The 12,453-nt window shown below is 72.8% G+C and carries 6 protein-coding genes; 2 read left to right on the top strand and 4 right to left on the bottom strand.

Annotated features, from left to right (window positions below):
• The first annotated feature begins 231 nt into the window (after window positions 1-231).
• Both cobS and cobT read left to right on the top strand, forming a co-directional pair.
• Window positions 232-1,215, top strand: a complete 984-nt coding sequence (gene cobS, locus ASF41_RS03035) for a cobaltochelatase subunit CobS (RefSeq protein ID WP_056214992.1) — start codon at window positions 232-234, stop codon at window positions 1,213-1,215.
• A 37-nt stretch (window positions 1,216-1,252) separates the two neighbouring features.
• Entirely contained in the window at window positions 1,253-3,154 is a 1,902-nt protein-coding gene (cobT, locus tag ASF41_RS03040) for a cobaltochelatase subunit CobT (RefSeq protein WP_056490707.1), read from the top strand.
• 104 nt (window positions 3,155-3,258) lie between these two features.
• Here cobT and addA read toward each other — a convergent pair whose 3' ends face one another.
• The 4 genes from addA to tsaE form a co-directional block, all read right to left on the bottom strand.
• On the bottom strand, window positions 3,259-6,741 hold the full coding sequence (gene addA, locus ASF41_RS03045; protein WP_056490710.1) for a double-strand break repair helicase AddA: 3,483 nt from the start codon (window positions 6,739-6,741) through the stop codon (window positions 3,259-3,261).
• Window positions 6,741-9,881, bottom strand: a complete 3,141-nt coding sequence (gene addB, locus ASF41_RS03050; RefSeq protein WP_056490712.1) for a double-strand break repair protein AddB — start codon at window positions 9,879-9,881, stop codon at window positions 6,741-6,743. The genes addA and addB overlap by 1 nt, the downstream gene beginning before the upstream one ends.
• A 67-nt stretch (window positions 9,882-9,948) precedes the next feature.
• Complete coding sequence (locus tag ASF41_RS03055; RefSeq protein ID WP_056490718.1) at window positions 9,949-10,686, bottom strand: nucleotidyltransferase family protein; 738 nt, start codon at window positions 10,684-10,686, stop codon at window positions 9,949-9,951.
• 76 nt (window positions 10,687-10,762) lie between these two features.
• The gene (tsaE, locus tag ASF41_RS03060) at window positions 10,763-12,289 is read right to left on the bottom strand and encodes a tRNA (adenosine(37)-N6)-threonylcarbamoyltransferase complex ATPase subunit type 1 TsaE (RefSeq protein ID WP_082504014.1); all 1,527 of its coding nucleotides are present in this window, start codon (window positions 12,287-12,289) and stop codon (window positions 10,763-10,765) included.
• Between the last annotated feature and the right edge of the window lie 164 nt (window positions 12,290-12,453).

Raw genomic sequence — 12,453 nt, forward strand, 5'->3', positions numbered from 1 at the left:
GTTCCGGCATGATCGATGCACGTTTTCTGGGTCTCCCCTGCTCAGGATGGGGCGGCAATTGCCGCGTGAGGCCCTATATGCAGTTCCGACACCCCTTGGCGCCGCCCGGCGCCGACCTTTAGATGGCGGTCGCGCGCGGCTCATCGTCCCCGAGCCGCGAGACCCCGAAGTCCGACATAGCCCGCGTGTTCCGTGACACCCCCGCGGCACCCGCGCCCCGACGAGGTCCTTATGCTTTCTGACGTCTCGCCCGCCTCGCTCCCCGACCGGGAAGTCTCCGTCCGAGAAGCCTTCGGCATCGACCTCGATCTCCGGGTCCCGGCCTTCTCGCAGAGCGAGGAGCACGTGCCGGACCTCGATCCGGACTACATCTTCGACCGGGAGACCACCCTGGCGATCCTGGCGGGCTTCGCCCGCAACCGGCGCGTGATGGTCACGGGCTATCACGGCACCGGCAAGTCCACCCATATCGAGCAGGTCGCGGCACGCCTCAACTGGCCCTGCATCCGGATCAACCTCGACAGCCACGTCTCGCGCATCGACCTCGTCGGCAAGGACGCGATCGTGCTGCAGGACGGCAAGCAGGTCACCGCCTTCCAGGACGGCATCCTGCCCTGGGCGCTGCAGAACAACGTCGCCCTGGTCTTCGACGAGTACGATGCCGGCCGCCCCGACGTGATGTTCGTGATCCAGCGCGTGCTGGAACTCTCGGGCCGCCTGACGCTGCTCGACCAGAAGCGCGTGATCCGCCCGCACCCGGCCTTCCGCCTCTTCGCCACCGCCAACACAGTGGGCCTCGGCGATACGTCCGGCCTCTATCACGGCACCCAGCAGATCAACCAGGGCCAGATGGACCGCTGGTCGATCGTCACCACCCTGAACTACCTCGCCCATGACCGCGAGGTCGACATCGTGCTGTCGAAGGCGGCGCACTACCAGCGCGACGGCGGCCGGGACATCGTCAACCGCATGGTGCGCGTGGCGGACCTGACCCGCAACGCGTTCATGAACGGCGACCTCTCCACGGTCATGAGCCCCCGCACGGTGATCACCTGGGCCGAGAACGCCGACATCTTCCAGGATATCGGCTTCGCCTTCCGGGTGACCTTCCTCAACAAGTGCGACGAGCTGGAGCGCACCCTCGTGGCGGAGTTCTACCAGCGCGCCTTCGGCAAGGACCTGCCCGAGAGCGCCTCGAACGTCGCCCTGAGCTGACCCCCTCCCGTCCGTTTCGAGGAAACCGTCGACCCGCATGTCGATCTCCAACCGCAAGCCCGGCGACCGGCGCGAGCCCGTCGCCGAACCGCTCAAGCGCTCGGTGGCGGGCTGCCTGCGCGCCATCGCCAAGCGCTCCGAGATCGAGGTGGTCTATGCCAGCGACCGCCCGGCGCTGACGGGGGATAAGGCGCGCCTCCCCGAACCGCCGCGCAAGCTGACGCCGGAAGACGTCGCGATCCTGCGCGGGAACGCCGACTCGATGGCCCTGCGGCTCGGCTGCCACGACGTGGCGGTGCATCGCCGGCTGGCGCCGGAGAATGCCGGCGCCCGGGCGGTCTTCGACGCGGTCGAGCAGGCCCGCGTGGAGGCGATCGGCTCGCGCCGCATGTCCGGCGTCGCCGCGAACCTCTCGGCGATGCTGGAGGACCGCTACCATCGCGGCGGCAAGTACGAGGACATCACCGACCGGGCCGACGCGCCGATGGAGGATGCCGTCGCCCTGATGGTGCGCGAGCGCCTGACCGGTGCGGCGCCCCCGGAGGCGGCCCGCAAGATCGTCGACCTCTGGCGCACCCACATCGAGGAGAAGGCCGGCCCCAACCTCGACGGGCTGATCGGCTCGATCGAGAACCAGCGCGCCTTCGCCCGCTCGGTGCGCGACCTCCTCAGTTCCCTCGACATGGCGGACGAGACGCCGTTCGATCCCGAGGACGACGAGAACGAGGACGACAACGAGGCCCAGGACGACGAGCAGACCCCGAGCGAGGGCGAAGCCGAGGAGCAGTCCCAGGGCGACCGCTCCGAGATGGAGACCTCGCAGGAGGCCTCCGACGAGTTGCAGGAGGGCGCCACCGAGGCCGCCGATGCGCCCTCGGGCGAATTGCCCGACGAGGCCGAGAACGCCGAATCCGAGGAAGCGTCGGAGGCCTGGCGGCCGCCGTCGCAGCGGGCGAACGAGCCGCGCGGGCCGGAATACAAGGTCTTCAACCCGCGCTTCGACGAGATCATCCACGCCGAGGACCTTTGCGACGCCGAGGAGCTGGCGCGCCTGCGGACCTATCTCGACAAGCAGCTCGCCCATCTCCAGGGCGTGGTCGGGCGCCTCGCCAACCGGCTGCAGCGCCGGCTCCTGGCCCAGCAGAACCGGGCCTGGGACTTCGACCTCGAAGAGGGCCAGCTCGATCCCGCCCGCCTCGTGCGCGTGGTCACCGACCCGTTCCAGCCGCTCTCGTTCAAGCGCGAGAAGGACACGAATTTCCGCGATACCGTGGTGACGCTCCTGCTGGACAATTCCGGCTCGATGCGCGGGCGCCCGATCACGGTGTCGGCGACCTGCGCCGACATCCTGGCGCGGACCCTCGAGCGCTGCGGCGTCAAGGTCGAGATCCTGGGCTTCACCACGCGCGCCTGGAAGGGCGGACAGTCGCGCGAGGCGTGGCTCGCCGGCGGCAAGCCGAACACGCCGGGGCGCCTCAACGACCTGCGCCACATCGTCTACAAGAGCGCCGACGCGCCCTGGCGCCGCGCGCGCAAGAACCTCGGGCTCATGATGCGCGAGGGCCTGCTCAAGGAGAACATCGACGGCGAGGCGCTGGACTGGGCGCACAAGCGCCTGCTGGCCCGGCCCGAGCAGCGCAAGATCCTGATGGTGATCTCGGATGGCGCGCCGGTCGACGACTCGACCCTGTCGGTCAATCCCGGCAACTACCTCGAGCGCCACCTGCGCTGGATGATCGAGGACATCGAGACCCGTTCGCCGGTGGAACTGCTGGCCATCGGCATCGGCCACGACGTGACGCGCTACTACCGCCGCGCTGTGACGATCATCGATGCCGAGGAACTGGGCGGCGCCATGACGGAAAAGCTCGCCGAACTCTTCGAGGAGGATTCGGGCACGTCGGCGCCGCAGAAGCGGGCCGCCGGCGGGCGGCGGTAGCGTGTGTCAGGGATAAGGGGGAACCGGTTACCCGGAAAAGACTCACGCTGAGAAAGGATTAGGGAGTCTGTCCGGTTCAGGATGAACCGGACAGACTCTCGGGCTCACGCTGCCCTCTGCGCCAGCGCGTCGAGGGCGGCCGCGACGGCGTCGGCATCGAGCCGGCGGATGACGGGCCCCGAGGTCCAGACCAGCATCGGCACCACGCGGTGGCGCGGGTAGATCTCCGCCAGGAGCGCGGCATAGAGAGCGATCTGCCCGGCTTCCGCGCGCGGCAGAGGCGCCCCGTCCCGCGGGGGCCGGCCCGTCTTGAAGTCCGCGACCCAGACCGTGTCCGGGGCGATGGCCAGGCGGTCGACACGACCGAAGACCGGGCGCGAGACGCCACCGACCACGACCCGCCCCGACAGCGTCACCTCGGCCCGTGCCTCCGGCGCGAAGAGCGGCGCCAGGTCGGGCTCCGCGAACAGGTGCAGGGTCGCGGCCACGATGCCGTCCTGCTTGGCACGGTCGAATCCGGGTGCACGGGCGCGCACGAAGGCGGTCGCGGCGGCCTCCCGCTGGGCCGGGTCGATCCGCGGCAGGTGCTCCACCAGGGAATGGATCAGGGTCCCGCGCCGACGCGCCTCGCTGTCGGCCTGCCGGTGGCCCGGCTGGCGGCGGGTGTCGGCGGCCCCGAGGGCGCCGGACGGCGTCACCGGAGGGGCGGCCTCGACCTCGGCCGGGACGGGGGCCTCCAGCCAGGCCGGCAGGTCCGGCGGCCCCTCCGCCGCGGAGGGGGACGGGGCCGCCGGCTCCGCCGCGCCGCCGTCGCGCCACAGGGTGGCGGGGCCGTGGGAGGTCTCCAGGACCTCCCCGAGACCGAAGGACCGTTCCAGGCCGGTACGGACCATCTCGCACCAGGCGGCCTCGCTCGGGGCCTCGTGCCCGCGATAGGGCGCGATGACGAGGCGGTCGGCGGCACGGGTCATCGCCACATAGAGGAGGCGGTTGTGCTCTTCGCGGGCCCGGGATTGCAGGGTGGCGCGGGCCTGGGTCACGGCCTCGCAGTCGCCGGCCTTGGCCCCGGCCCAGACCGGCGGCAGCAGCGCGGCGCCGTGGCCGAACCGCTGTGCCCCCGGCACGAGCGGCAGGAGCGGCGGGTCGTTGCGCCCCAGGGCCTCGCAGCCGTCGATGACGACGACCACCGGGGCCTCCAGCCCCTTCGCCCCGTGCACCGTCATCACCCGGACCTCGTCGCGGCCGGAATCGAGATCGCGCTTGACCGTGTGGCCGCCCTCTCCGCGCCCCGGAACGGTGTCGTAGCGGGCGAGGAACCCGCCGAGCGAGGGCGCGTCGGGCGCCTGCTCGGCCTGGGCCGCCGTCATCAGGAAGACGTCGATGGCGTCGCCGGCCTCGCCGCCGAGGCGGGAGACCAGGGCGCGGCGGCCGCCGCGGGCCCCGAGCAGCGCCGCGTAGAATCCGAACGGGCCCTCGCAGGCCGCGAGGGTGATCCAGGACGTGAGGGCCGCGTGGCCGCGGATCGCCGCGGGGTCGCCGGCCGCCGCATGGCGCGCGAGGGAATCCTCCAGGGTTTCGTCGAGGTCGCGCCGTCCGGCGATGCGCACGAGGTCGTCGTCGTCGAGTCCGACCAGGGGCGTCTTCAACGCGCCGGCGAGGGTCAGGTCGTCGGCCGGCAGGAGGCCGGCGCGGCCCACCGCCACGAGGTCGTTGACGGCGATGTGGGCGGCGATGTCGAGGCGGTCCTGGCCGGCGACGGGCACGCCGAGGGCCTTCATGGCGCGGATGACCTCCTCGAAGGCCGCCGAGCGCTTGCGTACCAGGATCAGGATGTCGCCGGGGCGCCAGACCCGGCCGGTCTCGTCGCCGGCGGTGATCCAGGTCAGGGCCGCCCGGGCGACCCGGCGTGCGGTGACGATGGCCGGCGCGTTGGTCTCCGGCGCGTCGACGGGGGCGGCCCAGGCATCGGGCTCGGGCTCGTCCGCCGGCTCCTCGATGGGCCAGAGTTCGACGGTGCCGGGCGCCGTGACCCGGGCGGTGCTGTGGGTGGTGCCGACGGCCGCGTCCTCGAAGGACAGGCCCTCGTAGTGCTCGGGGATCGCGAAGGTGGCGTCCACGGCCCGCAGGACCCCGCCGGCCGAGCGGAACGACAGGTTCAGGTGGACGTCCTCGAAAGCGAGGTCGGCGCCGGCAGCCGCCCGCTGCCAGGCGCGCCGGGTGGTCTCGAACTCGCGGGGCTCGGCCCCCTGGAAGCTGTAGATCGACTGCTTGGGGTCGCCGACGGCGAAGCGGGTCCGGGCGACCTCGCGGGCGCCCTCGCCGGAGGCGAACTCGGCGGTGATGCGGCGCAGGATCTCCCACTGGTGCGGGTTGGTGTCCTGCGCCTCGTCGATGAGCACGTGGTCGACGCCGCGGTCGAGCTTGTACAGCACCCAGGTGGAATCCACCCGGCCGAGGAGGTCCAGGGTCTTGTGGATCAGGTCGTCGAAGTCGAGGGCGCCGAGGCGGGCCTTCTGGGCTTCGACCCGGCGGTGGATCTCGCCCGCGAGGGTGAAGAGCGCGCGGGTGCGTTCCAGGGCGCGCACGCCGCGCAGGGCGTCCCGCAGCGGCTCCAGGCGGTCGCGCTCGTCGCACAGGGCCTGCTTGGCATCCTCCGGCACAGCCTTGGTGCCGAGGCTCCTGTCGGCCTTCGGGGCGCCCTCCTTGGTGAAGAAGACCCCGAGGTAAGTCTCCAGGGCCTCGGCGGGCGCGGCCGCCGCCGCCGCCGCGAGCAGCCTGTCGGCGATGCCGTCGTCGGTGGCCTTGCCGGTGCGCAGGCGGCCGGCGAACGCGGTGAGATCGCCCAAGCCCCCGTCCAGCATCCGTGCCTCGATCGCCGCCGCGCTGTCGCCGGGCCGGACGCCGAGGGTGTCGGCCAGCGCGGCGAAGGGGCCGTCGAGGCCGACGCGGCTGTCGAGCACGTCGCGGGCCCGCATGGCGCTGCGGATCGCCTTGCGCAGGGCGTCCCCCGTCGCCTCGGGGCCGACGACGGCGAGGGCCTCGCCGAGAGGCCGATGCCCGCCGCCGATGGCATCGGCGAGCACGTTGCCGGTCTCGATCCGGAAGGCCTCCGCGGCCTGGGTCTCGTCCAGCACCACGAAGCGCGCCGGCACGTTCGCCTCGAAGGGGAACATGTGCAGCAGGCGCTCGCAGAGGGCGTGCAGGGTCTCGATCTTCAGGCCGCCCGGCGTCTCCACCGCGCGAGCGAACAGCCGCCGGGCGACCTGCAGGGTCTTGCGGGCGGGGCGCTCCCCCGTGAGTTCCGTGAGTTCGGCCGAGAGGGCGGCGTCGTCCAGCGTCACCCAGCGGCCGAGGACCCGGAACACCCGGATCGACATGTTGGCCGCCGCCGCCTTGGTGAAGGTGAGGCAGAGGATGCGGGCGGGCGGCGCCCCGTCGAGGAGCAGGCGCACCACCCGGTCGGTGAGGACCTTGGTCTTGCCCGCGCCGGCATTGGCCGAGACCCAGGCCGAGGCGCGCGGATCGGCGGCCTGGCGCTGCGCCGCCTTGGTGAGGTCGTCGACGACGAAGGTTTCTCGAATTGACATTATGCCTCCCCCTCGCCGCCGAGCGACCATTCGAGCACCCGGGCGAGGTGGTCGTAGTCGCCGTAGGACTTGGCGTATTTCGGGTAGGGTCGGGAGGTGTAGGCGGCCTCGCCCGTGAGGAAGCGGGCGACGAGGCCGCGGAAGCGGGCGACGTGCTCGGCCACGATGGCGGCGACCTCGCGCTCGTCGCCCCGCGGCGGCTTCACCGCCAGGGGCTCGAAGGGTTTGCGGCCGCCCGAGGCGTGGACGTAGAGGAGGTCCGGCGTCAGCGTGGTGGCGGGGAAGCCGTCGAAGGCCCCGGCCATGAGCATCGCCGCCTCCAGGGTGAGCTGGGGGGAGAACCCGGCGAAGACCTCCTTGTTGCTCGGCGGCAGCCCGGTCTTGAAGTCGACGATGCAGGCCCCGCCGTCGCGGCGCCGCTCGATCCGGTCGGCCCGCGCCCGCAGGGTGAAGGTCTCGGTGCCCATCGGGATCACCCATTTGCCGGAGATTTCCGGGTGCACCCGGCCCAGCTGCGCCCGGCGCTCACCCTCCCAGGCGAGATATTCTTCCGACAACCTCACGAAGCGGGGCCACCATTCCGCGTACAGCGAAGGGTAGGTATCGTTGATTGACGCAAAGGCGTTCGCCGCCATGCCGGCCAAGACCTCTGCTGCCAAGGTGCCGTCCGGAAGGGAATCCGGGTAGCGCTCGGCGAAATCTCCGAGAATCTCGTGGATCAGCGTGCCGCGGTCGGCGGCCCCCGGCTCGGCCGCCACCGGATCCAGCGGATCGAGGCCGAGGACGTGCCGGGCGAAGATCACGTAGGGGTCGCGCACCAGGGTCTCGACCTCGGTGACGCTCAGGGACCGCGGGAACAGGGCCGGATCCGGCTTCGGACGGGGCTGCTTGAGACGGGCCTGCGCCGGGCCGGTACCCTGGTCGAGGGCGGCGGCGTAGGCCGAGAAGCGGCGCCCGGCGGCCAACGCCCGGTTCCAGCCGGCGTCGCCCGTGAAGGCGCGCAGGCGCTGCAGGAAGCGCGACGGCACGGTCGGTGCGCCTTCGCGCTTGCCCGCCCGGGTGATGAGGGCGTCGTGGTGGCCGAGGGCCTGGACGAAGTCGTGGGCGCTCTGGCCGATCCGGCGCTCGGGCGGGTTGAGGCCGATGCGCTCGCGCATGGGCCGGTTGAGGAAGGCGTCGGTGGTGGTCTTCATCGGCCAGACGCCCTCGTCGAGGCCGCCGAGCACGACCCGGTCGACGCTCATCAGCCGGGCCTCCAGCAAACCGAGGATGCGCAGGCGCGGATGCGGGCGCCCGTCGCTGCAGGCCACCAGCCGCTCGCGGGCGAGCGCCGTGAAGAAGGCGGGGTAGTCGCCGAAGCGGCCGGGCAGCAGGCCGGGTTCGGCCATCTCGAGGTCGTCGAAGAGGGTGTCGAGCACGCCGAGCGAGGCGTCGTCGACGGCCTCGCCCTCGGCCGCGTCGATCAGCCGGTCGAAGGTGGCGCGGTGGCAGGCGGCGTAGGCGACGAGGTTGCCGACGCCGCGGTGATCGGCGTCGAGGAAGCCGTCGAAGGCCTCCTGCAGCCGGTCCAGGAGTCCGGCGGCGAGGTCCCAGTCGCGCTCGGTCAGGCGGCGCTTGGCGCGGGGCCGTCGCCCGGTGGCGCTGCGCTGGTCGGCCAGGGCCTGCCGCAACCCGGCGAAGCGCGGCGCCGGGGCGGGCCCGCGCAGGGTGCCGATCTCCAGGGCGGCGGCGGCCCGGACCACGTCCCTGCGCGGCAGGCCGAGGCGGACATAGGGATGGGACAGGAGCGTGATCAGCCGGGCCGGCTGGAGATCGGCCGCGACCTCGGCGGCGAGCCGCGCCAGGCGCCCAGCCCGGCTGCGCGACAGGGCCTCGCCGCCGGAATCCTCCGCGACGATGCCCCAACGAGCGAGTTCGGCCGCGACACGCAGGGCCAGGGCGCGGTCCGGGGTCACCAGAGCCGCGGTCGCGCCCGGCGTTTCCAGGGTCTCGCGCAGGGCGATGGCGATGATCAGCGCCTCTTCCCGCTCGTCGCTGGCCTCGACCACGGCGAGGCCCCGCAGGCCCTCCTCCGCCAGCCGCGCGCGGTCGGCAGGGTCGAGGGCGGCCCAGGCCTCGGTGGTCTCGGCCGGGCGCAGGGCCTGCGACAGCAGCCCGAAGCGGGCGTGGGACTCGGCAGAGGTCTCTCCGAGGGTCGCCACCTGCGCCCGGTCGCGGTCGAGACCGGCCGGACCGAGGAGGCGATGCAGGACCGCCTGCGGATGGCCGTGGGCGATCTCGCGCGAAAAGCCCTCGCCGGTCTCGATGGCGTCCCAGCCGTCGCCGTCGAGCTCGGAGTCGAGGCCCGGCAGAACCACGGCGCCGCGGGGCAACCCGGCCACCGCGGCGATCAGCTTCGCGGTAGCCGGCACCGAGCCGGTGGAGCCCGCCACGATCACCGGGTCGGCGGGCCGATCCCGCATCAGCCGGTCGGCTTCGGCCAGGACGAGGCGGCGCGAGCGCGAGACCGGGTCGCTCATCCCGCGCTCGGCGAGGATCCCGGGCCAGGCCTCGGCGGCGATCCTCACGAAATCCAGGGTCAGGCCGAAATAGCGCGAGTACTCGGCCTCCACGGCGCCGCCGATCTCGTCCCAGGGCAGCCCCTCGACGGTGAGCGCGTCCATGAGGCGTTCGAGGTCCGCGGCGAGCCCGATCGCGTCGGCGGGGGAGGACGGCACCAGGAAGGGCACGTCGTCGTCGATGGGCAGCAGCGTGCGGTCCACCGCCTCGGCCCAGCCCTGAACGAGGCGGGCGAGGATGAGGCGGCGCTCCAGAGGCGGCATCGCCGGGGCGAGACGGTCGGGACCGTTCTCGAGGAGCGGGTTGGCAGCGAGATCCAGCTCCGCCTCGTCGGCCTCGCCGAGGGGGACCATCCGGGGCAGCAGGGCGGCGTGACCGAGGCGCGCGGCGAGGATCGCGGCCAGCGCCCGCACCGCCCTCTGGGTCGGCAGGTAGAGGGTGACGGAGGCGAGCGCGAAGGGGTCGTCGCCGATCGCGCCCACGAGGCGCCCCGAAATCAGGGCGTCGGCGAGGGTCGGCAGGAAGGGCGCGCCGGGCGGGATCGAGAAGACGTGGGCGGTCGGGACGTCTGAGGTCGGCATCCCACCCTCCATGCCACCAAATCCCCGGCCCGGGAATGCGATGCCCCGCGGAATCGCCGACCTGCGCTCAGAGCGTCGGCGCCGTGGACTTCACCCGAGCCTCGGCCGCCGTGATCGCCTCCGGCGTGCCGACGTGGAGCCATTGCCCGTCGAGGCGCAGGCCATGCAGGCGGCCGGCCGCGATGGCCCCGTCGAACAGGAGGTTGAGGGAGAAGGCCCCTTCCGGGGTCCCGGCGAACAGGCCGGGCTTCAGGATGGCGACGCCGGCATAGATGAACGGCGCCACCTCGCGCTCGCCGCGGCGCTCCAGGGCCCCGGACGAATCCATCGCGAAGTCGCCGTTGCCCTCGTAGCCGAGGCTCGTCGCGGTCGGGGCGACGAGGAGGAGGATGTCCATCGCCGCCGGGTCCCAGGCGGCGATGAGGCGGCCGAGATTCGACTCCGGGCCCTCCAGCCAGAACGAGTCGGCGTTGAAGACCACGAACGGGTCCTCGCCGAGGAGCGGCAGGGCCTTCTTCACGCCGCCACCGGTCTCCAGCAGGGCGTCGCGCTCGTCCGAGAGAACGATCGCCGGGGCGGTCCGGCGCTTGCCCACGTGCCCCTCGATCAGGTCGGCGAGGTAGTGGACGTTGACCACCGCCTCGGTGATGCCGCCCTCCGCCGCCCGGTCGAGGGCGTGGTCGAGGAGCGCCCGGCCGGCCACCTCCACCAGGGGCTTGGGCACCGTCGCGGTGATCGGGCGCATGCGCTTGCCGAGGCCCGCCGCGAGGACGAAGGCGCGGGTGATGGGGGCTGTGTCGGACATGGCGTTCGTCTCGTCGGAGAGGTCTCGGGCGGGCGCGGCCGCCCTCCGGCAGCCTCCCCGCGGGCATCGCGGGTCTTCAGCCGCCCTCGGCCGGTTCGCCCGCGGCCTTCGGCACGAGGTGCGGCAGGTGCGCCTCGTGCCAGAGGCGCAGATGGGTCAGGGCCGGGTGGTTGAGGTTGCGCGCGAGGTAGCCCTCGATGCGCGGCAGGTGCGCGAGGTAGGCCGGCTTGCCGTCGCGCCGGTCGAGGCGGGCGAAGATGCCGAGGATCTTGGTGGCGCGCTGGGCGGCCAGCACCGCGTAGGCCCGGGCGAAGGCCTGCATGTCGAAGTCGGGCTCGCGGGCCCGGCGCTCGCGCACGTAGAGGCCGAGGAGGCGCAGCTCGAACTCGGCGGTCGCGTCCACCCGAGCGTCCTGGAGGAGCGAGGCGACGTCGTAGGCCGGATGGCCGAGAACCGCATCCTGGAAGTCGATGACGCCGATGCGCTCCAGCCCCTCGCGCTCGGGCAGCCAGATCAGGTTCGGCGAGTGGTAGTCCCGCAGGGTCCAGGTCGGGCGGTCGGGCTTGATGCTGTCGAGCACCTCCGCCCACAGGGCCACGAATTCGGACCGGGCCGCGTGGGGCAGCTCGCCCCCCCGGATCGCCGGGCAGTACCAGTCGGGCAGCAGTTCGGTCTCGAACACCAGGGCTTCGAGGTCGTAGGGCGGCAGCACGTGGTCGATGCCGTCGGCCACGGGGAGGACGCCCGGCAGCTCGGTGGCGTGGAGCTTGGCCAGGAGGCGCACCGCCTCGGCGTAACGCTCCGGGCGCGGCCCGTTGGCGTCGACCACCGGTTCGGTGCCGAGATCCTCCAGGATCAACAGACCCTCGGCGAGGTCCTCGCCGTAGATGCGGGGCGCCGAGAACCCGAGGGCGCGCAGGCCGCGATCCATGCCGACGAAGGCGTGCACGCTCTCGGCGAGCTTGACGATGGCGCTGTAGGGGCGGCCGTTGCGGACCGGGGGGCCGTCGGCGCGGGGCGGCGAGATCATCAGCACGGCGGTCTTGCCGTCCGGCTTCACGAGCCGCTCGTAGGCCCGCGAGGAGGCGTCGCCCTGCATGTTGACGCGGGCGGCCTCGTCCCAGCCGCTGCGGACGAGGAGGAGGCGCAGCGCGCGCGCCCGCTTGAGCCGGGCGGCCATGCCGCCGCTGCCGTCGATGCGGGCGAAGCGCGCCCCGTCCCCGAACTCGGCCCGCAGGGACAGGTCGACGGTCAGCATCGGCGCGTCGCGGTGTCCCAGGCGCTCGGGCCACTCCACCAGGGTGATGGCGGTCTCGGCCATCTCGTCGAAGCCGAGCTCGACGAGTTCGTCGGGGCTGCGCAGGCGGTAGAGGTCGGCATGCACGATGGCCCGCCCGTCGGCGGCCTCGTAGGGCTGGATCAGCGTGAAGGTCGGGCTCGGCACGTCGAGGTCCGGGTCGCCCACGAGTTCCCGGATCAGCGCGCGCGCGAGGGTGGTCTTGCCGCCGCCGAGGCCGCCGGACAGGGCGACGATGTCCCCCGGCACGAGGAGCCCCGCGAGGAAGCGGCCGAGATCCTCGGTGGCGCTCTCCTCCGGCAGCATGATCTCCCAGGCCGATTTCACCTCACGCTGGGGCGTGTCGGCACCATCCTCGTTCAACGCCCAACTCCTCCATGGCCGTGCGCCGCCCCGGCCGGACCCGGATCGCGCGGAGCCCCGCTGTCATACCGGAGCATCCTTAACCAAATCGCGGACGGACCGAAGGC

Origin of the sequence: Methylobacterium sp. Leaf111, assembly GCF_001423285.1 — a bacterium.
Classification (GTDB): Bacteria; Pseudomonadota; Alphaproteobacteria; order Rhizobiales; family Beijerinckiaceae; genus Methylobacterium.

Bases quoted from the DNA above. Each gene is read 5' to 3' on its own strand.
- cobS (WP_056214992.1), top strand. From the start codon at position 232: ATGCTTTCTGACGTCTCGCCCGCCTCGCTCCCCGACCGGGAAGTCTCC.
- cobT (WP_056490707.1), top strand. From the start codon at position 1,253: ATGTCGATCTCCAACCGCAAGCCCGGCGACCGGCGCGAGCCCGTCGCC.
- addA (WP_056490710.1), bottom strand. From the start codon at position 6,741: ATGTCAATTCGAGAAACCTTCGTCGTCGACGACCTCACCAAGGCGGCG.
- addB (WP_056490712.1), bottom strand. From the start codon at position 9,881: ATGCCGACCTCAGACGTCCCGACCGCCCACGTCTTCTCGATCCCGCCC.
- ASF41_RS03055 (WP_056490718.1), bottom strand. From the start codon at position 10,686: ATGTCCGACACAGCCCCCATCACCCGCGCCTTCGTCCTCGCGGCGGGC.
- tsaE (WP_082504014.1), bottom strand. From the start codon at position 12,289: ATGCTGCCGGAGGAGAGCGCCACCGAGGATCTCGGCCGCTTCCTCGCG.